19 protein-coding genes are annotated in these 21,239 nt (G+C 48.4%); 10 read left to right on the top strand and 9 right to left on the bottom strand.

Translation table 11 applies throughout. The annotated features are described in order from the left end of the window. The first annotated feature begins 36 nt into the window (after positions 1-36). Positions 37-1,254 (top strand): sensor histidine kinase, encoded by a 1,218-nt coding sequence (locus GUA87_RS01255; RefSeq protein ID WP_193714716.1) that lies wholly within the window; start codon positions 37-39, stop codon positions 1,252-1,254. Here GUA87_RS01255 and GUA87_RS01250 read toward each other — a convergent pair. Then, positions 1,191-2,003, bottom strand: a complete 813-nt coding sequence (locus tag GUA87_RS01250; RefSeq protein ID WP_193714715.1) for an IclR family transcriptional regulator — start codon at positions 2,001-2,003, stop codon at positions 1,191-1,193. The two genes, GUA87_RS01255 and GUA87_RS01250, sit on opposite strands and share 64 nt — an antisense overlap. 97 nt (positions 2,004-2,100) lie before the next feature. On the opposite strand from GUA87_RS01250, the gene GUA87_RS01245 reads away from it, so the two are divergent. The 9 genes from GUA87_RS01245 to GUA87_RS01205 all read left to right on the top strand — a co-directional run bounded on the left by GUA87_RS01245 (position 2,101) and on the right by GUA87_RS01205 (position 11,264). Further along, complete coding sequence (locus tag GUA87_RS01245; protein ID WP_193714714.1) at positions 2,101-4,272, top strand: malate synthase G; 2,172 nt, start codon at positions 2,101-2,103, stop codon at positions 4,270-4,272. Positions 4,273-4,444: 172 nt separating this feature from the next. Beyond that, on the top strand, positions 4,445-4,924 hold the full coding sequence (locus tag GUA87_RS01240) for a MarR family winged helix-turn-helix transcriptional regulator (protein WP_193714713.1): 480 nt from the start codon (positions 4,445-4,447) through the stop codon (positions 4,922-4,924). 612 nt (positions 4,925-5,536) lie between these two features. Continuing rightward, positions 5,537-6,100, top strand: coding sequence for a hypothetical protein (locus tag GUA87_RS01235; RefSeq protein ID WP_193714712.1), 564 nt, complete (start codon positions 5,537-5,539; stop codon positions 6,098-6,100). A gap of 19 nt (positions 6,101-6,119) precedes the next feature. After that, positions 6,120-6,830 (top strand): hypothetical protein, encoded by a 711-nt coding sequence (locus GUA87_RS01230; RefSeq protein ID WP_193714711.1) that lies wholly within the window; start codon positions 6,120-6,122, stop codon positions 6,828-6,830. Positions 6,831-6,907: 77 nt separating this feature from the next. Next, complete coding sequence (locus GUA87_RS01225; RefSeq protein WP_193714710.1) at positions 6,908-7,309, top strand: PilZ domain-containing protein; 402 nt, start codon at positions 6,908-6,910, stop codon at positions 7,307-7,309. Positions 7,310-7,324: 15 nt separating this feature from the next. Next, positions 7,325-8,281, top strand: coding sequence for a response regulator (locus GUA87_RS01220; protein ID WP_193714709.1), 957 nt, complete (start codon positions 7,325-7,327; stop codon positions 8,279-8,281). Positions 8,282-8,349: 68 nt separating this feature from the next. Then, positions 8,350-9,411 carry a TAXI family TRAP transporter solute-binding subunit gene (locus GUA87_RS01215; protein ID WP_227711643.1) on the top strand — a complete coding sequence of 354 codons (1,062 nt, stop codon included), beginning with the start codon at positions 8,350-8,352 and terminating at the stop codon, positions 9,409-9,411. A gap of 75 nt (positions 9,412-9,486) precedes the next feature. Continuing rightward, positions 9,487-10,866: a leucyl aminopeptidase family protein gene (locus GUA87_RS01210; protein ID WP_193714708.1), complete on the top strand. Its 1,380-nt coding sequence runs from the start codon at positions 9,487-9,489 to the stop codon at positions 10,864-10,866. 47 nt (positions 10,867-10,913) lie between these two features. Next, a complete protein-coding gene (locus GUA87_RS01205; RefSeq protein WP_193714707.1) occupies positions 10,914-11,264 on the top strand; it encodes a MarR family transcriptional regulator in 351 nt (116 codons plus the stop codon). Position 11,265: 1 nt separating this feature from the next. Here the strand turns inward: GUA87_RS01205 and GUA87_RS01200 are convergent, their stop codons facing one another. The 8 genes from GUA87_RS01200 to GUA87_RS01165 form a co-directional block, all read right to left on the bottom strand. Beyond that, entirely contained in the window at positions 11,266-12,195 is a 930-nt protein-coding gene (locus GUA87_RS01200; RefSeq protein WP_193714706.1) for a 2-hydroxyacid dehydrogenase, read from the bottom strand. Between the two features lie 16 nt (positions 12,196-12,211). Beyond that, on the bottom strand, positions 12,212-13,822 hold the full coding sequence (locus GUA87_RS01195; protein ID WP_193714705.1) for an ABC transporter ATP-binding protein: 1,611 nt from the start codon (positions 13,820-13,822) through the stop codon (positions 12,212-12,214). Then, entirely contained in the window at positions 13,822-14,850 is a 1,029-nt protein-coding gene (locus GUA87_RS01190) for an ABC transporter permease (RefSeq protein WP_193714704.1), read from the bottom strand. Before GUA87_RS01190 ends, GUA87_RS01195 begins: the two co-directional genes overlap by 1 nt. Positions 14,851-14,854: 4 nt before the next feature. Continuing rightward, positions 14,855-15,961 (bottom strand): microcin C ABC transporter permease YejB, encoded by a 1,107-nt coding sequence (locus GUA87_RS01185; protein ID WP_193714703.1) that lies wholly within the window; start codon positions 15,959-15,961, stop codon positions 14,855-14,857. Positions 15,962-15,971: 10 nt separating this feature from the next. Beyond that, positions 15,972-17,783 (bottom strand): extracellular solute-binding protein, encoded by a 1,812-nt coding sequence (locus tag GUA87_RS01180; protein WP_193714702.1) that lies wholly within the window; start codon positions 17,781-17,783, stop codon positions 15,972-15,974. A 77-nt stretch (positions 17,784-17,860) separates the two neighbouring features. Beyond that, entirely contained in the window at positions 17,861-19,714 is a 1,854-nt protein-coding gene (locus tag GUA87_RS01175) for an extracellular solute-binding protein (protein ID WP_193714701.1), read from the bottom strand. A gap of 84 nt (positions 19,715-19,798) precedes the next feature. Then, the gene (gene hisN, locus GUA87_RS01170; protein WP_193714700.1) at positions 19,799-20,575 is read right to left on the bottom strand and encodes a histidinol-phosphatase; all 777 of its coding nucleotides are present in this window, start codon (positions 20,573-20,575) and stop codon (positions 19,799-19,801) included. Between the two features lie 17 nt (positions 20,576-20,592). Then, positions 20,593-21,135, bottom strand: a complete 543-nt coding sequence (locus tag GUA87_RS01165) for a c-type cytochrome (protein WP_193714699.1) — start codon at positions 21,133-21,135, stop codon at positions 20,593-20,595. Positions 21,136-21,239: the final 104 nt, after the last annotated feature.

Genomic DNA, 21,239 nt, shown 5'->3' with positions numbered 1-21,239 from the left:
AGGGGCTTGAGATTTGTAAGAGTTTTGTGAGGGGGTATGGATAGTACTCGGATGCTGGATATCTTGGACGCGGTACCCGCTGTTCAACACACCGAAATCTGCAATGATGTGGCGGAAAAATTTCGCGCCCTTCCGAGCGTGCCCGGGTTTGCTGTCCTGAATGATGGCCTACCCGTTGGGGTTATCGGAAGGGATGATCTGATCATTAAGATGGCGGCGCAGTATGGGCATGCTGTGTACGCCAAACGCCCGGTAAGCGAGTTGATGGATATCCATCCGCTGATCGTTGATGTCACGGCAGATGTTGATCATGTGGAACAACAAATTGCAGAGCAGTATTCACATGCTCTCTCCACCGGATTTATTATTACTCAAGGCGGAACCTACCTTGGAATGGGCACCGCGATTGCGCTTCTTCGTAAAAGTGTGGATCAATCCAGATATAGAAATGCAAAGCTAGAGGCGGCGTCAGCACAGGCGCGACATGCAAATACAGTAAAATCCCAGTTTCTTGCCAGCATGAGCCACGAACTTCGCACCCCAATGAACGCGATCATTGGATTTGCAGAATTGATCTCTACCGAAGCATACGGTCCTATTAGTCCACCGCGATATCTGGAATACACTAATGATATTTTGGATAGTGGCCGCCATTTGTTGGCTTTGATCAATGATATCCTGGATATGTCAAAGATTGAGGCGGGACGTTATACGCTTGATCTGGTTGAGGTTGATGTGAGGGGGATATTGAAATCCACCTTAAAAATGTGCCAACCGCTTGCGGATCAAAAAGATGTCACATTGCGGATTGAGCAGGCTGGGCAGGACTTCAGTATTTTGGGGGATGAGCGAGCCATGAAACAAATGATGGTCAATCTTGTCTCCAATGGGGTGAAATATAACAAGGTCGGCGGCGAGGTGGTTGTCAGCATGATCGTTGATCAGATCGGCGGGCTGAGCTTAACCGTTCGCGACACTGGTATCGGCATTGCAGAAGGTGATCTTCAGCGGGTGTTGGAGCCGTTTGCGCAAGCGCGAAGCCGTATTGATAACAAGACGGAAGGTACGGGGCTGGGCCTTTCCATCGTTGCATCCCTAGCCGAATTGCACGGGGCAGAGTTTAAGCTGGAAAGCGAACTTGATGTGGGCTCTGAGGCTAAAATGTATTTTCCGCCTGAACGGGTAACCCTTTATCCTGCATCTATGGAGGCAGGTATCACTCCGCCAAGAGCCGAGGTTATTTCAGCGGCATAGGTGCGAACTGTCTGCCCTAGTTTTGCCAGCTTCTCATTTGAAATCCTGGCAGCCGGGCCAGAGATGGAAATGGCGGCCATAGGCTCAGAATACTCATCATAAATAACGGATGCGGCACATCTGAGACCAATTGCATGTTCCTCATCGTCAATGGCGTAAGCGTTTTCCCTGCTGTTTTTTAGCTCTTTAATCAGGGCGTCGGGATCCGTAAGTGTTCGGTCTGTGAGGCGAGGGAGGCCTTTTTCATGGATGATACGGTTTATGTCTTTATCTGACATGACACTCATAATGGCTTTGCCGACGCCGGAACAATGAAGGGGCACACGATTGCCGGGCTTTGAATAAACACGCATCATTTCACGGCTTTCTACTTGTGCCATGTAAATTACATCATCCCCTTCACTGATGGCGAGATTAATGGTTTCGCCGCTTTCTTCCATCATACGCCGCATGATGGGCCGTGCCACGCTTACAAGATCTCTTGAGGACAGGAAACCGTTACCAGTAACGAAGGCCTGAATACCGATCTGCCAGAAATTTGTATCTCTGTCATATTGGACATATCTTTGTTCCTGAAGCGTGGTCAGTAGTCTGTGTGCTGTTGAGGCGGCCAGCCCGACCTTTCTTGCCAGATCTGTGAGTTTGATTCCGTTTGGGGTCTGACTAATGGCGTTCATAAGGGATAGTGCGCGAGTCAGGGATTGAACCTGTCCGCTTCGATTGGCAGGTTGTTTGTCGGTGCTGGCCATGTCGTTTCCATATTGTGAAAAGATTTCCAAAATATATTTTGCTTTCTTTTTCTATATGTCAATATGATTTCCACAAAGCGGAATAATGGAGAATTTAATGTCCAGCTATCAGAAAATTGGAAACCTTCAGGTGGCAGATGAACTGATCACCTTTGTTGAAAATGAATTGACACCCGGTCTGAGCGTGTCGGCCGCAGATGTGTGGAACCTGCTGGATAAGATGGTCGCGGACTTCGCCCCGCGCAATCGGGACCTGTTGGCAAAAAGAGACATCATTCAAGAGAAAATGGACGCATGGTGTAAAGAGAATGCCGGCAAAAATGTGGATATGGATTCCTATAAAGCCTTCCTGACCGAAATTGGTTATCTGGTTCCTGAAGGCCCGGACTTTAAAGTAACCACTGCCAATGTGGATCCCGAGATCGCGTCTGTTGCAGGGCCTCAGCTGGTTGTGCCGGTAATGAACGCAAGATATGCCCTTAACGCCGCAAATGCCCGTTGGGGAAGCCTTTATGATGCCCTGTACGGCACAGATGTTATCAGTGAAGAAGGTGGTGCCGAGAAAGGCTCTTCATATAATCCGGTTCGCGGTGAAAAGGTTGTTGCTTATGCCGCGGATGTCCTTGATCAGGCGGTCCCGCTTGCCAACGGTTCACATAAGGATGCAACCTCTTATGTGCTGGCTGCTACCGGTGACTTGGTGGTAACGCTTGCCAATGGATCAGAAACCGGTTTGAAAGATGCCTCTCAGTTTGTGGGGTATAACGGTGAAGGTGAGCTCTCATCTGTTTTATGTGTGGACAATGGTCTGCATTTGGAAATTCAAATTGATAAGTCACATCCTGTTGGAAGTGCCCATGCCGCTGGTGTGAAAGATGTGGTGATGGAAGCGGCTTTGTCTACCATTCAGGACTGTGAAGATTCCGTCGCGGCGGTGGATGCAGAAGACAAGGCACTTGTGTACCGCAACTGGCTCGGCCTGATGAAAGGGGATCTGCAGGAGCGGCTTGAAAAAGGCGGGAAGACCATCACGCGGTCTTTGGCAGCAGATCGGACCTATACAGCGCGTGACGGCAGTGACCTTGTTTTGCATGGCCGTAGTCTTCTGTTGGTTCGTAATGTTGGCCACCTTATGACTACCCCTGCGGTTCTTGATGCAGACGGCAACGAAATCCCGGAAGGTATTATGGATGGGGTGATGACATCCGTATGCGCCATGCATGATTTGCAAGGAAACGGGTCCTTGAAGAACAGCCGCGCGGGCAGTGTGTATATTGTGAAGCCGAAGATGCATGGTCCGGAAGAGGTTGGATTTACGAACGACCTTTTCATTGCCATTGAAGATGGCTTGGGGTTGGCGCGTAATACCCTGAAAGTTGGTGTTATGGACGAGGAGCGTCGCACTACCGCCAACCTTAAAGAGTGTATCCGGGCTGTATCTGAGCGCATCTTCTTTATCAATACAGGCTTCCTTGATCGGACGGGTGATGAAATTCACACCAATATGGAAGCTGGCCCTTTCATGCGTAAAGACGATTGTAAGGCGGAACCATGGATTGCATCTTACGAGGATTGGAATGTGGATATTGGCCTGGAGGTTGGGCTGCCAGGTCACGCCCAAATCGGTAAGGGGATGTGGGCAAAGCCAGATGAAATGAAAGAAATGATGGCGGCTAAGGTAGGGCATCCTCAAGCGGGGGCCAACTGTGCCTGGGTTCCGTCCCCAACTGCAGCGACATTGCACGCTATCCACTATCATCAGGTCAGCGTTCAGGACCGTCAGGCAGAACTTTCCAAACGCGGCCGTGCTGATATCAACGCTATTTTGACACCGCCAGTTATGAAAGGTGAAAATCTGTCTGACGCGGATATTGTGGCTGAGCTGGAAAATAACGCACAAGGTATCCTTGGGTATGTGGTGCGTTGGGTGGATCAGGGTGTTGGTTGTTCCAAAGTGCCCGATATCCATGATGTGGGTTTGATGGAAGATCGTGCGACTTTGCGTATTTCCAGTCAACATATCGCAAACTGGTTGCATCACGGCATCTGCACTAAAGATCAGGTGATGGAAGTTATGAAGCGTATGGCGGCTGTTGTCGATGGGCAGAACGCTTCTGATCCTGACTATCATGCCATGGCCGAGAATTTTGAGGGATCCATCGCGTTCCAAGCGGCCCTGGATTTGGTTTTTGAAGGTATTAACCAGCCGAGTGGATATACAGAACCTATTCTACACGCCCGCAGAAGAGAGTTGAAAGCAGCAAGTTAATTGTTCTCTACGCTGATATAATTGAACTGGGGAGGCGCGCTATAATATCATAAATAGCACGCCTCCCCTTTTTAGTTTGTGCTAAATCCATTTCCATGCTTGAAAAAAAGTAATCCCAATGCCAATAACAAAGCAGGGGGAAACTGGGCATGGGGCCAGTGGGAGAATTTTAGTGCGTACAAAACTTAAGTCCGGGAAGATCGATGAGCCAGCACACGCTGATATGGATCTGAGTTCTTTGGAGAAAAATGTAGGCTTCCATATGCGTAAAGCGTTTTTGGCGGCTCAGGGTGCATTTTTGAAAGAAACCGGTGTGAAATTGATGACGGGACAATATTCCGTCATGGAAATCATTTCAAATAACCCTGGACGAACACAATCGGCGATTGCCTGGGCGGCGGGACTGGATCGGTCTTCATTGGTGCCTATTCTTAACCAGCTGGAGAAGAGCGGTTTGATCGTTCGCGAGCCCGTTTTGAATGATAAACGCGCTTACGCAGTTACCTTGACAGAGCAAGGGCATGCCGAACTTGACAGTTTGCGCATCAAAATCAATGAAATGGAGCAGGTATTCGTTGGTGGGCTTGGAGCCAGAAATCACCAACAACTGATTTCGCTCCTGAAACGGTTTCACGATACCTTGCAAAACTAGGTTTTTGATCAATTCTTGATTTTGGGTGGATCCATTGATTCGCGTAATTTCCGCTTTTCCATGGATACAACCATTGGTTAGTGCTGACAAAATATTAAATTCTCGTAAATTGAAACGCTGAGGGAAATCAATATTTGGTATACGTCCTGTAAGTTGCATTCTATTTTCCTACTAAATGCATACTTATGAGTGTGATTGTTTTAAATATTACTATTAACACGCTTGTTTTTCTCTCTTAACACGCGTTACGATTTGGCCAAGTCATATCGTTTCAAATGAAATTGGGGGGAGTTATGTTTCGACAGTTGGGTGCAGCGCTGGAAGTGAAAAATCATTATTCGCGAATGATGCAATCTGCATCACTTGTATTTTTATCTCTCATACTCGCGATTACTCTGTCGACGATGGAAAGCGAAAAACAAGTTGAGAGTCCTATAAATCTTTCTGGCCTCACTCTTAAAAGCGACGATCCTCTTCAATTGGGTAAACACTAGACACTTTCCTGAAGTTAAGAGCCTTCGCGTTTCAAACACACTTCGTTAAGAATATTATAGTATTCCTTATTGTGGGAAATATTATATGCGAGAGTTGTGTGCGTATAGGCAAAAGTTGATGTCCGAGGTTACCAGTCAGTTAGAAACATATCGAGCGCGAGCTATTGGGACTAATGTAAATGAGAAATCCCTTCTTGCGACAGACTATCTGAATCACTTTAACGAAGCCCTCATGCTGGCAGAGTTATTGGTGGACATGCCTGACATGTTGGACGAATTTGCTTTGTGGGAACCCAAGCATTACCGCGACCACTTCAGAGATAGCGGCATCGCAGATCGCGAGTTGGCTGTAGAAGCATATGACGTCTCTCCTTCAGAATACCGCGAGCCTTTTGACAAAACGATTTCCATGTTGAACAAACAACTGGGGCTTCTTCAGAAATCCTTGTTGGCAGAAAAGGAAACTTTGCTGACAGGTTCCAAGAATGACTTTTTATTGGCAAAATGTGAGCTGATCAGAACCCTCATTGACAAAGCGGGCGGTATTATCAATGGACATCTACCATTTGATAAATCGGCCGCTGCTGCTAAAGGCAAGTCTACTGGCCAAGAAACACAGGTTATTAATGCGCCTGAAGGTGATATGCTGGATCAGGCTGATATTGACGCTTTGTTTGATTAAGATGAAAAGCTGTTTCACCATGCCTTTGTTATCTGCACAATTTGGAAATCTGAGAGCGGTTATCGCGTTATCTGTTGCGGTTATGTCTTTGGTAACTTTCGGCAATGTCCATGAAGGCCATGCGACTTCCCGCGAATGCCTTGCGCAAAAAATAGAACCACAAGTGATATTTAATCACGAGGATGTAGCAACGACCCTAAATCACAACCTTTCCTCAAGCCAGATTACCGAACTGGCGACATCTGGTTCTGCTAATAGTCACCTGTTTTCTAGACTGAGAGGATTAGCTTCAGTCTTCGTACAGCCTAAATATGGAATTGAAGTCAGAGAGTTGGAGATGAGAAGCGGTGTAAAATGCGTTTGGCTTCTCAAGGCTAAGATGACTTTCGATACCATTAAAAGTGAGGTTTTTGTGGATAGAAAATACAGGAAAGGGACGTGTGAATTTGATGCGGTACTTTCTCATGAAAAGGAGCATATTAGTATCTACGCCCGAGTAAAACGCAAGTATGAAGCAATACTTCGTGATCGACTGACCAGGTGGGCACATAACATGCAGCCTGTACAAGTGAGTGTTTCAACAAGTGGAGCCGACCTTATGACAAAAAGGCTAATAGAGGATATGCAACCAATAATTGTTGAGCATGGAAGAGTTGGGAAGCGGGAAAGTAGTAAAATTGATACGGAAAGCAGTTATCGGCGGGTTGATAGTCGTTGTTCAAATTGGTGATATTTCTTCGCAAAACGTTAACCAATTAGGCGTTTAATAGCTCTCCAACATTGCTGAAGGGGGGCTTGAAAGGGCAAATGATGATAATCGGCAAAGATATACAACGAATGCTAGATGAGTTGGACGCGGCGCGATCCTCTGAAAAGGGCGATGCAGAAGCGCGTTATCGGGAAAATCGCCATTTCCGCCGGAGCAGAGTTGTCTGGGAAGCGAAGGTCAAGGTCTATTTCAACGACGTGACGCTGAAAAGTGAAGTGCGTGAAGTCCATGGCATGGTGCGCGACATTTCTGCAAATGGTGCTAAACTAGTCCTGAAAGAGCCTATTTCTGAAACCATGGGGTTGGATCTTATTATTCCCAAATTGGGACACTTCATGTGCGACGCCGTCTGGGTAAATGACTGCATGGTTGGTGTTCAGTTTAAAGACGACCCTGAAACAGTTTTCAAATATCTCACCCGCGTTTTGCCGAACGCCTAAACCAGAACGCTTGATATGGATAAGCGGTTCGAGCCAGCGTCAGTATTACTTTATGATCCGCAAGCAACCATGCGTCATAACACGCGGGTGGCTTTGCTTGGCGTTGGGTTCGGATCAGTAGAGGCGGTTGGCTCCCTCGAAGAGTTCACGCGAAAGGCCAAAGAAAACTCGTACGATCTCATTGTTGCCGATACAAAAGGGCCGGAAGGTCGCGTCAATGAAATCGTTGAGAAAATTCGTCTTCACAAAGTTGGAGAAAATCCGTTCGCGAACATCATCGTGACAACATGGAATACGGCACCGGAGGAAGTGCAGAAGGTGATCTCGTCGGGAGTGGATGATCTGGTGGGACGTCCCATGTCTACGCAACAGATCTCTGAAAGGGTCGCGGGATTGGTAAGTTCCCGAAAACCCTTTGTTGTTGCAGAAGATTATGTTGGGCCGGAACGGCGAAGTATTGGGCGTGTTGTGGATGGTAACAATCAACTGATTGTCCCCAATTCTTTGAAAGCGAAGGTGGAGAACCGACCGGAACTGGACGCAACACCCGGTAACATCAAACTGGCTATAAGCGCTGTAAATGAACGCAAGGTTTCCATTTATACTGAGAGATTTGTGCAACTTTCCAAAAAAGTCATGTCTCTGACGGGAGGGCTTGAAGATTTGGAGACGCGCCGGAAACTGGTCTTGCAGATGCTAAATATGACCGAGGACCTGATCGACCGGATCAAGGGAACTGAACTTGAACATCTGTTGCCTTTGGCAGAGGCGCTGGACAAAGTCCTTGAGAAAGTGGGAGGCAGCGCGACAGAGCTTTCTGATCAGGATAGAGAATTGATGTATCAAATCCCTTTTGCCCTTCACAAAGCGTCAGAACAGGTCCGGATGTCTGCGGAAATGCGGTTTGATATTGCAAGACTGTCCCAGGAAATCAAAACGCGCCCAGTTCGGAAGATCGGGTTTTCGAAATGAAGACTTCTTTTCGGCACATTTTTTTTCTATATCAAGTATAGGAAGAGCCTACAGGAAAGAGGCAATTTATGACGCCAGATAATCAAAGAGTGAAAAGTACCTCCATTTTCAGATTTATGGAGAAAAGGGTTGCCTCTTTGTTTGCTGCGTTTGTTTTCCTGATCGGGTTCTCTTTGCCGACTTTTGCACAAGACGTGACATTCTTTCGAATTGGCACCGGAGCAACTTCAGGTACTTACTTTCCCATTGGCACTCTCATCGGGTCAACCATCACTGGTCCACCGGGCAGCCGAAGCTGTGAAGACGGCGGATCGTGTGGCGTACCCGGATTGATCGCCGCGGCGCAGACAACACGTGGCAGTGTTGCGAATATCACTGGTGTTCTCGATGGCAGCCTTGAATCTGCCCTGGCGCAATCGGATGTTATTTTCGCGGCCTTCTACGGAACAGGGCAGTTTCAAAAGAAATTTACTGATGGGCAATCATTGAGAGTGATTGCAAATCTTTATCCTGAAGATGTGCATTTGATTGTCCGAAGAGGTGCAGGGATACAATCAATTGCGGACTTAAAGGGAAAGCGTATTTCAATTGACTTGCCGGGATCAGGAACCCGTCAGAATGCCATCAATATTCTGAAAGCCTATGGGATTACGTCTGACGATTATATTCCGATTGATGCCAATTCAGATAAATCTCTCAAATTAATTCGCAAAGGGGAGCTGGATGCCTTCTTCTTTATCGCCGGTTATCCGGTAGGTGCCGTTGAAGAATTGGCAGATTCAGACCTTGTTGACCTTCTGCCCATTGAAGGTGAAGCGGCAAGCCGCATTATTAATCTGTATGAGTTCTTCTCCAAAAGCGTCATACCTGAAGATACATATGAAGGGGTTGCCTCCACGCCAACACTAGCAGTGAGCACACAATGGATTGTAAAAGACAGTATGAGCGATGAGCTGGCATATGGATTGGCAAAATCGTTGTGGCATCCACGTAACCGGACAATTCTGGATGGCGGTCATGAAAAAGGACGGCTGATCACTTATGAAAGTTCAAGGCGTGGTGTGGGTATTCCCATTCACACTGGCGCATTGCGCTTTTACAAGGAGAGAGATACGGAAAACGAAGAATAAATGCGTTTTCCTTTATCTGTGCTTGTTCCCCTACAAGCCCTTTGATACCTTCTTCGCAGCAAGGAGGAACACACATTGATTCCACATATCATTCTGTCAGGTGATGACAACGCAACCCCTATACAAGTAATTGAAAAAGCAGCTTTTTCTGTCTGGCTGGAAGAGCAATCTGAGTTGGTGCAGAATTGGATTTCTGCGCAAGGTTTTGAAGAAAAGGCCGGGAAGACCATCACGCTTCCAAATGAAAAGGGAGAGATGGCAAGTGTTGTTTTCATTCTGTCCGAAGACGGCTGGAATATCTGGTCTTTGGCAGACCTTCCAAAAACCCTTCCGGTTGGAAGTTATGTGCTTGAGGCAGCGCTGGACGCAGAAGAAGCCACGGCTGTGACAATCGGCTGGTCTTTGGGGACCTACCAATTCGATCGCTACAAATCCTCTGACAAGGAATTTGCCAAACTCGTCTTACCGGCAGGGGCTGACGCGGATGAAGCGGCGCGTCAGGTTCACGCGATCAATCTGGCGCGTGATCTCATTAATATTCCTGCAGGGGATATGGGGCCGAAGTCTCTGGAAGCAGCTGTGTCGCAAATCGCGGGTGAATTTGAAGCCCGCCAGATGAATGTGGTTGGGAATGATCTTCTTACTTATCACTACCCAATGGTCCACGCGGTTGGGCGGGCCTCTGCAGAAGCCCCAAGACTAATCGATATGGTCTGGGGCGATAGCAGCCACCCAAAAGTGACAATTGTTGGCAAAGGGGTTTGTTTTGATACAGGTGGTTTGGATTTAAAACCGTCGTCTGCCATGCTGCTAATGAAGAAGGATATGGGCGGTGCGGCAAATGCCTTGGCACTTGCCTATATGATTATGGATGCAAACCTTCCGGTGCGTCTTCGTCTGTTGATTCCGGCAGTTGAAAATGCCGTTTCTGGAAACGCTTACCGTCCTGGTGATGTGCTGACCAGCCGATCAGGCAAAACCGTTGAAATCGGCAATACAGATGCGGAAGGTCGCCTTGTCATGGCGGATGCCATCACCGCAGCCGATGAGGAAGAACCAGATCTTCTGATTGATATGGCAACCTTGACAGGGGCCGCACGTGTGGCAGTGGGCGCTGAAATCTCTGCGACATTCACTGATGATGATGAACTGTATGCGCTGATAGAAAAGCACGCGAAAGCGGAGAAAGATCCTGTCTGGCGTCTACCGCTTTGGGATGAATACCGTAGCCTGATCGACAGCAAGGTTGCGGATATCAACAATTCAGGAAACAGTCCCTTTGCAGGTGCAATAACGGCAGGATTGTTCCTGAAAGAGTTTGTTGAGAAATCCAAAAGCTGGGTTCATTTTGACATCATGGCCTACAACAACCGCGATCGCGCAGGGCGTCCCGTGGGCGGTGAAGCCTTTGCCATTCGTGCGCTTTATTCAGCGATTAAAGAGAAGTATTCCTGAAAAACGTTACGCTTGCGAAATAAAGGCTGATGTGAGAGACTTTATCTATGACGGATAAAGCCTCTCCTCAAGCTGCATTACGGATGTGGGAACAAGCCTTAGGCGAACTGGTTCGGCGTAGTGGACCGGATCTTTCGGCGCGCCAAATGGCAATTATGCTCACCGTTTATCTTGATCCCCCTCCTCATACCGTTCGTGGGTTGGCGAGCAGTTTAAAGATTTCAAAACCCGCTGTTGTTCGGGCGCTGGATACCCTCAGCCGAATGGATCTGCTGAAGCGTAAACCGGACGAAAATGACAAAAGGTCAGTTAATATTGTCCGAACCGTTAAAGGCTCTGTTTACTTAAGTGAGTTTTCGGATGTGGTGAACGAGGCGGCAAAAAGCCACCTCGGATAACTTAATAACCGCGTTCTGGATCCACCTTATTGAGTGGATCTTCCCCATTTTCAATCCGTTTAATGTTCTCCGCCGTGAGGGCGGCGACACGCTCCGGTGCGGCGACACTTGCCACGTGGGGTGTAATGCGGATTTTTGGGTGATCCCACAGAGGATCATTTTCGGGAAGAGGCTCCTGAATAAAAACATCCAGTGTGGCACTTGAAATATGACCGCTATCTATGGCCGTCATTAAGTCTTCGGGTACCACATGCGGGCCTCGACCCGGATTGATAACCGCAGCCCCTTCAGGAAGCTTGGCTAGTAGATCCTTGTTGATGATGCCCGTTGTCTCTTCGGTAAGTGGCAGGAGGCAGACAAGGATTTCAGTTCGGGCAAGAAATTCATCCAGTTGGTCCGCGCCGTGATAGCAGGTCACCCCTTCGATTTCTTTAGGTGAACGGCTCCATCCAGCAACATCAAATTCCAGATATTTTAGTCGCTCCGCCGCTCCCTGGCCGAGAGCACCGAGACCCAAAATGCCAACCTTTCGGTTTCTGGCTGCTGGCGGAAAGCGCTCCTTCCACACATGGTCTTTTTGTTGAAGGTCAAAATCCGCCTGATAGCGGTGGTGATTAAGAACATGCTGTAGAACATATTCGCTCATGCGGGCGGTTAGTTCATCATCCACTACGCGGGCGAAAGGAAGATGTTTTGGAAAATCCGGATCGGCAAAGAAATGATCCACACCAGCACCCAAAGAGAAGATACCCTTCAGGTTTTTGAATTGTGATAAAACGCCGTGCGGCATTGCAAAACAGAGGGCATATTCAATATCGTCAGGGTTCCCGATTTCAGGGTAGAAGCGGACCTCCATTCCGGGTAGGACTTTGCCCAAAACCTCACGCCACCAGTCATCCCGTTTAATTTTGCTGTGGAAAATAAGCGCCACTGCCGCCTCCGTTATTTTAGTTGTTATCGAGGGTTGAAAGCTCGAATGCAGCTTTCATTAACATCTTTGTATAGTGTGTTTCCGGATTGTCAAAGATCTTGGCGGCGGGACCCTGCTCGACCACCTTGCCACCCTTCATCACAAGGACAGTATCCGCAAGCGCGCGAACTACCTTCAGGTCATGACTGATAAACAGATAAGACAGATTGTACTTGGCTTGAAGATCCCTAAGCAGTTCAACAATTTGTGCCTGTACGGACATATCAAGCGCGGATGTAGGTTCATCCAAAACAATGAACTTTGGCTTCAGGATAAGTGCGCGGGCAATGGAAATACGTTGACGCTGGCCTCCGGAAAATTCGTGGGGGTATCGATCCTGCGCCTCCCCATCAATACCGACTTCTTCCAGGATATCGGAAATCTGCTGACGTCGTTTGGCAGGATCGCCTTTCCCTTCATGAACAAGAAGACCTTCTTCAATAATTTGCCCCACAGATAGACGTGGGCTTAAAGAAGAGTATGGGTCCTGAAAGACAAACTGCATATGTTTGCGGAGCGGACGAAGTTCTTTCCAGCCAAGTCCTTGAAGTTCGTCGCCAACGAAATGAATGGACCCTTCTGATTTTAGGAGCCTAAGCAGCGCAAGCCCCAATGTGGATTTACCGGACCCGCTCTCGCCCACAATACCAACAGTATGGCCTTCCTTTACGGACACACTGATATCATCGACCGCCCGCACATAGTCCACAGTGCGTTTCAGAAGTCCTTTTTTGATGGGGAAGTAGACCTTGATATTGTCCCCGCGCATGACTTCTGCAGCGCTTTCATCTTTAGGAGAAGGAAGCCCCTTCGGCTCCGCCCCTAAAAGCATGTGGGTATATTCATGTTCCGGATTTTCAAACAGCTTTTCGGTTGGTCCGGCTTCTACAATCCCGCCGTTGGTCATAACGCAGACATTCTTTGCCATTTTACGCACGATGCCAAGATCATGGGTAATCAGCAGAATAGCCATGCCCAGACGTTTTTGAAGATCTTGAAGAAGCTCCAGAATTTGTGCCTGAATGGTCACATCAAGGGCAGTGGTTGGCTCATCCGCTATCAGCAGGTCGGGCTCGTTCGCCAAGGCCATGGCGATCATGACACGTTGACGCTGCCCGCCCGATAGCTGATGTGGAAAGGCTTTTAAGCGTTCTTCGTTGGTATCAAGGCCTACGAGTTCCAATAGCTCAATAACCCGCGCTTTTGCTTCTGTCTTGGTATATCCCTTGTGCACCAGCAGTGTTTCATTGATCTGCTTTTCAATACTGTGCAACGGATTAAGCGAGGTCATCGGTTCCTGAAAAATCATAGAAACCTTGTTGCCGCGTACGGAATGCATGTCCTTTTGCGGCTTGCCAATGACTTCCATCCCATCAATGGTGATGGACCCATCTGGGTGGGAGGCAATTGGATAAGGTAGAAGCTGCAGGATACTGAGGGCTGTAATGGATTTGCCCGAACCACTTTCACCAACTAAAGCTAACGTCTCTCCGCGTTCGATCGAGAAGGAGACATGCTTCACCACTTCTACGTCCTTGCCTTGGACTTTGAAGGAAATGGCCAGATTATCAACGTTAATCAATGTCATCAGTTGAAGGTCTTCCTTGGATCAAAGGCGTCGCGGATCCCTTCCTGCATGAAGAAGGCGAGGGTGAGCATAATGGAGAGAACCATAAAGGCCGTAATTCCAAGCCAGGGGGCCTGAAGGTTGGCTTTGCCTTGGGCCAGAAGTTCCCCGAGGGATGGGGACCCCGGTGGTAGTCCTAATCCTAAGAAATCCAGTGACGTCAAGCTGACGATGGAACCCGTGAGAATAAAGGGCAGGAAGGTAAGGGCAGACACCATGGAGTTTGGCAATAAATGCTTGAACATGATCACGCTATCGCGCACCCCTAGGGCACGTGCTGCCCGCACATAATCGAAATTACGAGACCTTAAAAACTCTGCGCGGACAACACCCACAAGGCTTGGCCAGCTAAAGAGCAGAAGTAATCCTAAAAGAATGCCAAAAGATGGCTCGATAAGCGCAGCTAGAATAATCAGAATGTAGAGGCTTGGCATCCCACCCCAAATCTCAAGCAGGCGCTGGAAAATCAGATCGGTGGTGCCGCCGAAATATCCCTGAACAGCCCCAGCAATAACTCCAATGATGGAGCTCAAAATCGTGAGGATCAGACCGAACGCCACTGATATGCGATAGCCGTAGATAACGCGCGCAAGTACATCGCGCCCCTGATCGTCAGTGCCAAGCCAGTTCTCAGCGTCCGGGGAACTGGGGGCGGGCGACTTCAGATCATAATTGATGGTGTTGTAGCTGTAAGGGATGAGAGGCCAGAGAACCCAGCCGCCTTCTTCTTCAATCAATTCGGTGACAAAGGGGTCGCGATAATCGGCTTCGGTTTCAAAATCGCCGCCAAAGGCTGTTTCAGGGTAACTCACGAGAAAAGGTGTATAAAACTCATCCTTATAGGAAATCAGTAGTGGCTTGTCGTTGGCGATCAGTTCCGCAAATAACGACAAAATAAACAATGTTAAGAACAGCACCATTGACCAATAGCCGCGGCGGTTGGCCTTAAAATTATCGAGGCGGCGCCGGTTAATTGCTGACAGCTTCATCAGATCACGCCTCCCTTGCTTCAAAATCGATCCGTGGATCGATCAAGGTATAGGTCAGATCCCCGATAAGGTTCATCACGAGGCCAAGCAGCGCGAACACATACACCGTCGCAAAAATGACCGGATAGTCGCGGTTAATGGCGGCTTCAAATCCCAAAAGTCCAAGACCATCAAGGCTGAAAATAACCTCAATTAGAAGAGATCCTGTAAAGAGAATGCCGATGAAGGCACTTGGGAAGCCGGCGATGACAATCAGCATCGCATTACGGAAGACATGTCCGTACAAAACCCGCCGCTCGCTCAAACCCTTGGCGCGGGCAGTCAGCACATATTGCTGGCTGATCTGATCAAGAAACGAATTTTTCGTGAGCTGCGTCAGTGCCGCAAATCCACCGATGACCATCGCGGTGATAGGCAAGGCCAGATGCCAGAAGTAATCGCCGATCTTGCCCAGCAAAGAAAGTTCTTCAAAGTTTTCGGACGTTAGCCCGCGAAGAGGGAACCAGTCGAAATAAGACCCGCCGGCAAAAAAGACAATGAGCGCAACGGCGAACATAAAGCTCGGGATGGCGTTGCCGATAATGATTAGACTACTGGTCCACAAATCAAAGCGGCTACCATCTTTGACGGCTTTGCGAATGCCCAGTGGGATGGAGATGGCATAGACAAGAAGTGTGGTCCATAACCCCAATGATATGGATACCGGCATTTTTTCCAATACCAGATTGACCACGGTTTCATCACGGAAATAACTAGTGCCAAAATCGAAAACCAGATAGTTCTTCAACATCAGAAAGAAGCGTTCATGGGCCGGTTTATCAAAGCCGAACTGTTGCTCTAGCTCCTTGATAAACTGAGGATCCAAACCTTGTGCCCCGCGGTAGGTGCTTTCAGATCCGGTACTTGAGGCCGATGTGCCGCCTCCCGCCACATCGCCGGAAGCGGAACCCCCGATCCGCGCGGTGGCACCAACAGCGGTGCCTTGAATTTCAGCGATGATTTGTTCAATCGGTCCGCCGGGAGCAAATTGAATAACCACGAAATTCAGCACCATGATGCCAAATAATGTCGGTATCATTAGAAGTATGCGCCGGATGATATAGGCTAGCACTTATTTACCCCTATTTCCCTTTGCGGGCGCTGAGCGCCGCGGCTTTATCTTTATCAATCCACCAACTATGCAGCATGGCGCGGCTATAGCCTGGTTTCGGTTTGTTCGGTTTCCCAAATTTATCCCAGTATGCGACGAAGTGAGACGCTTTGTACCACTGCGGAATGGTATAATGCGATGTCATGATAATCCGATCAAGAGCCCTCGCCGCGATGGTAAGCTCTGTTTTGTTTTGGGCGTCAATGATTTGCTGGATCATATGGTCAACGGCCGGGTTTTTGACCCCTGCAATATTGAGGCTGCCCACAACATCTGCGCCTTTTGATCCCCACCAGTTTTTAAGTTCCGGCCCCGGATACGCGGGTTGTCCGAAACGGCGAGTAACGATATCAAAATCAAATTCTTGCACACGGTTCTGCCAACTGGCTACATCAATCACACGCTGCTTGGCCTCGATACCGACCCTTTCCAGGTTGCGGATGAAAGGGTTGATGATCCTAGTAAAACCGGTGTCGTAAAGCAGGAACTCGACCTTCATTTGCTCCCCGGCGGCATTGACCAGTTTTTTGTCTTTAATGGTCCAGCCTGCTTCTTTCAGCTCCTTCAAGGACTGACGGATTTGCTGGCGGATTTTGCCGGATCCATCGGTTTTTTCTGCGATGAACGCGTCTTCAAAAACTGCGGTTGGTACATCAGATCGCCATTTTTCAAGCAATGTCAACTCGTCAGCGGAGGGTTTGCCGGCTGCTTTCAAGTTAGAGTTTTCAAAGAAAGATGTCAGCCTGTTGTAGCTGTTGTAGAAGAGGTTTTTGTTAGTCCATTCATAATCGAACAGACGGGCAAGTGCTTTTCGAACCCGAATGTCATCAAAGGGCGCCCGCCGCGTGTTAAAGAAGAAGGCCTGATATCCAGTAAGACGCGCATCGGGTAAAGTTTCACGGATGATGTCACCGGATTTTACTGCTGGTTTCGGGTCATAATCCTTGGCCCAGGAGCGGGATGTAAATTCTTCGCGGAAATCATACTCCCCGGCAAAGAAAGCTTCCAATGCGACGGTGCGATCACGGTAATAATCCACAATGATCCTATCGAAGTTAAAGCGGCCTTTGTGCACAGGTAGGTTTTCTGCCCAGTGATCCTTTACACGTTCATATGTCACCGATCTGCCCGGTTTCACATCGACCATTTTGTAGGGGCCTGATCCGAGCAATGGCTCCAACGTTGTTTTGTTAAATTCCCGATCCTTGAAAGAGGCTTTGGACAGAATGGGAAGCTGTGCAATACGGGCAGGTAAGCCGCGCGTGTTTGCACCTTTATTGAAATTATACCTGATGTGACGCGGGCTTAAAATTTCTGCGCTCTCCACATCCTGCAATTCGAGCCGATATCTCGGGCTGCTTTCATTCTTAAATTTATCAAAGGTGAAGATAATATCTTCTGCGGTGATAGGGGTTCCGTCATGAAACTCGGGACCTTCCCGAAGGAAAAAATCCACCCACCGACCCGCCATATCAACAACCGCACGATCTGCAACAAGTCCGTAAACCGCATCAGGTTCATCATGGGCACGTGTCATTAAAGAGGCAAAATTGAAGAAGAGATCTCCATCACCATTGGTATCGGTATTTATGGCTTCAAAATAGCCTTTGAGGATAAATGGATGAACACTGTCAAAAGTTTGTAAATTCCGAATACGCACCGTACCGCCTTTGGGGGCGTCAGGATTGACGTATTCGAAATGCGCAAAATCCGCTGGGTATTTTAGATCCCCAAAAGAAGACAATCCATGCGTAATGACTTCACCCGCGGCGGCTAAATTCATCACGAAAGCGCTTGAGGCAAGGCCAAGGGCTAAGGATTTTAAATATTTACCGAGCAATTGGTTCATGGACAAACGGGTTATTTTTCCTTCGGAAGGGCTTTAAGGCCTTCTTTGAGGCGCGCCTCTTTTTCAACATCGACCCACCAGGACAGAATGTCTGGTCCTTGGCTCGGGTTGATATCGGTTTTGCCAAACTTGTTCCAATAGGCAATACGATCAAAAGAGGCTGTGAATTGCGGGATGGCGTAGAAATTCCATGTAAGGACCCGGTCCAATGCCCGAACAATTGGTTTCAGGCTTTCATAGTCCGGCGCACCGATAAGGCGTTCGATAAGCTCATCCACAACCGGGTTTTCTATACCCATCACATTACGGCTGCCTTGTCGATTGGCGGCCGCAGAGCTCCAAAACTCGCGTTGTTCATTACCAGGGCTTGCAGACTGGCCAAACCCAGAGGTGATAATGTCGAAATCAAAATCGCGAACACGCTGCGTATATTGTGCCGCGTCTACTACACGGGTTGTTGCGGTGATACCAAGGCGTTCCAGGTTTTTGATAAAGGGCCCCGTGATACGAAGGCTGTTTGGATCATAAAGCAGGAACTCAATTTCCAGCGGTTGACCTGTCGCAGGATCAATCAGTTTTTTATCTTTCACTTCCCAGCCTGCGTCTTTCAGAATTTTCCTGGCGGCGCGAAGTGGTTTGCGATCTCGGCCACTGCCATCTGACACGGGAGGTTTATAAGCCGGGCCAAACACACGATCAGGGATGCGGCCGCGATATTCTTCCAAAATCTCCAGCTCTTTCCCTGTCGGTTCCCCTTTTGCGGCCATCACAGAATTGTAAAAGAAACTGTCAGTACGGGTGTATTGATCATAGAAGATGTTTTTATTCAGCCATTCAAAATCGAAGGCGTAAATCATGGCCTCGCGGATCGCAGGATCCTTAAATTTATCCCGGCGCAGATTATAGGCGTAAACCTGTTGCCCGGCTGGAGTGTTGCTGGGAATTTCCTCTTTTACGACCAGACCCTTTCTAAGTGCTGGGAAGTCATATCCGGTGGCCCAGTTTTTTGCGCTGTTTTCAGCACGGTAGTCATATTCACCCTTACGGAAGGCCTCTAAAAGGATGGACGTATCGCGATAGAAATCAAACCGGACTTCGTCAAAGTTGAAACGGCCTTTATTGATCGGGATATCTGCCCCCCAGAAATTCTCCACCCGCTCATAGGTAATAAAGCGGTTGGCTTCAAATTCTTTCACTTTATATGGGCCAGAGCCCAAAATGGGCTCAAGTGTTGTCTCTTCAAAGTTTCGGTTCTCGAAGTGCTTTTTGGACAAGATCGGGAGCAACTGCCCAACGATTTGGGGGAGTTCTCGGTTGGGAGGCCCTGAAAATTCAAATTTTATCCGCTTTGGCCCCAACGGGATCGCTTTTGCCACGTCCGCATAATAGAACCGAAAAAGAGGCCGGCCTTTTTCTTTTACCATTTTCAGACTGAACTGGATGTCTTCGGCAGTGATAGGGCTGCCGTCATGAAAGCTGGCATTTTCACGTATGTTGAAGATGGCAAAGCTTAGGTCTTCAGCCACCTCGATGCTTTCCGCCGCATACCCATATTCTGCAGACCCTTCATCGCCTGGCTGCGAAAACAACGTGGCAAAGGTCAGGCCTAAGCCACTTGCTGACTGTCCTTTTGCAATGTGTGGGTTCAGGGTGTCAAAACCACCTTGTGCAGATAGTTTGATTTGCCCACCTTTGGGAGCATCCGGATTAACATATTCAAGATGGGTGAAATCTGCGGGATATTTCAAAGGGCCTGCGAGCGAAAGGCCATGAGATTTCGTTACTTTGACATCCGCTGATTGTGCGTTTGGAACAACGATACAGATTGCGGTCAGTGCCGCGGCAACAGATTTTGCGATCCCCATAACATCCCTGTGTCTTGTTTCATATGGTTTTAAACAAGATGGGGGGAAAACGCGGCGACATCAAGGCGAAATGAGTGCCTTGGATTACTTCCCACTTAAAAGTGAAAGGGCTTGGTCATGTAGATCCTGATTGGCAGACGCCAATACATAACCAGGGGTATCCAGCATTAATGGCTTGCCATCCCAATCAGAAACCACACCACCTGCATTCTCAACGATAGGAACAAGGGCGCAGTAATCAAATGGTTTCATATCGAAATCTGCAACGATATCAACGAAACCGAGGGCAACGGATCCATAGGCGTAACTGTCATAACCAAAGCGTTTACGCCCTGCGGCCTTCATCAGACGTTCATAGTCCGATCCCCGGTCACTTTGCAGCAATTCAATGCCCCAAGAGAAAAGGGAAGCTGTTGCCATATCTGTGCTGGCTGCGTTGCATTGAACAGCATTACCGTTAAAAGTTGTTTCGCCATTGGCACCTACCCAGCGTTCGTTGCTGATGGGTTGGTCCATCACACCCATGACAGGTTTGCCTTTATAGGTCAGGCCGATTAGAGTTGCGAAAGTTGGAAGTCCTGAGACAAAAGAATGGGTGCCGTCAATAGGATCCAGAACCCACACATAGTCAGCATCGGTTCTGACCTGCCCGTGTTCTTCACCGTAAATACCGTGTTCTGGAAATTCAGCCTCGATAATTTTGCGCATAGCCAGTTCTGCATTGCGATCTGCAATGGTCACAGGGCTCATATCATCTTTGGAGATAATATCAAGTTTTTGGCGGAATAATGGACGAATAACCTCGCCAGCCGCATCAGCGAGGCGGTGGGCGAGGTCAATAAATTCTACAGGACACGTCACAGGAGATAACGCCTGACTTATTCGGTAGGCAGCGGTGCGTCAGCTGTACCCAGTGTGCGAAGATACGCAATCAGGTCTGCGCGCTGTTCTGGTTTCTTCACGCCAGCAAAGGACATCTTTGTGCCTGCAATGAAGTCTTTAGGCTTCTTGAGGAAGGCGTCCAGATCTTCGTAAGTCCAGTCACCACCTTTTTCAATAAGGGCACCTGAGTAAGAGAAGCCTGCTACTGAGCCTTTAGCTTTATTCAGGATGGCATAAAGGTTCGGGCCGATTTTATTGGCGCCGCCTTCTTCAGCTGTGTGACAGGAAGAACATTTCTTGAAAATCTTTTCACCAGAAGCAGCATCTGCACTTGCCATCAAAGCGGCGAGAGATGGTCCTTCTTCGGTGGCAGCCGCTGCTGTGCCTGCTGATTCTTCTGCGCCTGTGTCAATCGCATAGGCATTTTTTTCAGGCATTTCAGGAGAAATTGCAATATTTGCAAATTCGTTGACAGCTACAACAGTCAGGGCGCCAGCCAATACGGCACCGGCAATTTTGTTCAGCTCAAAAGAGTTCATAGCTTACCTCAGCTCTTGAATACTGGCGCTAGCTCTACCAAACACGAATAAAAAAAGCGAGGGGAATTTAGGAACTTTTCCTTTTAAATAGGTCATCGTATAAA

The organism is Sneathiella sp. P13V-1 (assembly GCF_015143595.1).
Lineage (GTDB): Bacteria > Pseudomonadota > Alphaproteobacteria > Sneathiellales > Sneathiellaceae > Sneathiella.
The sequence above is the reverse complement of the archived record's forward strand: the minus strand, read 5'-3'. Positions and strand labels throughout refer to the sequence as shown.

Excerpts from the sequence above, each read along its gene's own strand:
- GUA87_RS01255 (WP_193714716.1), top strand. The coding sequence starts at position 37 with ATGGATAGTACTCGGATGCTGGATATCTTGGACGCGGTACCCGCTGTT.
- GUA87_RS01250 (WP_193714715.1), bottom strand. The coding sequence starts at position 2,003 with ATGGCCAGCACCGACAAACAACCTGCCAATCGAAGCGGACAGGTTCAA.
- GUA87_RS01245 (WP_193714714.1), top strand. The coding sequence starts at position 2,101 with ATGTCCAGCTATCAGAAAATTGGAAACCTTCAGGTGGCAGATGAACTG.
- GUA87_RS01235 (WP_193714712.1), top strand. The coding sequence starts at position 5,537 with ATGTCCGAGGTTACCAGTCAGTTAGAAACATATCGAGCGCGAGCTATT.
- GUA87_RS01230 (WP_193714711.1), top strand. The coding sequence starts at position 6,120 with ATGCCTTTGTTATCTGCACAATTTGGAAATCTGAGAGCGGTTATCGCG.
- GUA87_RS01225 (WP_193714710.1), top strand. The coding sequence starts at position 6,908 with ATGATGATAATCGGCAAAGATATACAACGAATGCTAGATGAGTTGGAC.
- GUA87_RS01220 (WP_193714709.1), top strand. The coding sequence starts at position 7,325 with ATGGATAAGCGGTTCGAGCCAGCGTCAGTATTACTTTATGATCCGCAA.
- GUA87_RS01215 (WP_227711643.1), top strand. The coding sequence starts at position 8,350 with ATGACGCCAGATAATCAAAGAGTGAAAAGTACCTCCATTTTCAGATTT.
- GUA87_RS01205 (WP_193714707.1), top strand. The coding sequence starts at position 10,914 with ATGACGGATAAAGCCTCTCCTCAAGCTGCATTACGGATGTGGGAACAA.
- GUA87_RS01195 (WP_193714705.1), bottom strand. The coding sequence starts at position 13,822 with ATGACATTGATTAACGTTGATAATCTGGCCATTTCCTTCAAAGTCCAA.
- GUA87_RS01190 (WP_193714704.1), bottom strand. The coding sequence starts at position 14,850 with ATGAAGCTGTCAGCAATTAACCGGCGCCGCCTCGATAATTTTAAGGCC.
- GUA87_RS01180 (WP_193714702.1), bottom strand. The coding sequence starts at position 17,783 with ATGAATTTAGCCGCCGCGGGTGAAGTCATTACGCATGGATTGTCTTCT.
- GUA87_RS01175 (WP_193714701.1), bottom strand. The coding sequence starts at position 19,714 with ATGGGGATCGCAAAATCTGTTGCCGCGGCACTGACCGCAATCTGTATC.
- GUA87_RS01165 (WP_193714699.1), bottom strand. The coding sequence starts at position 21,135 with ATGAACTCTTTTGAGCTGAACAAAATTGCCGGTGCCGTATTGGCTGGC.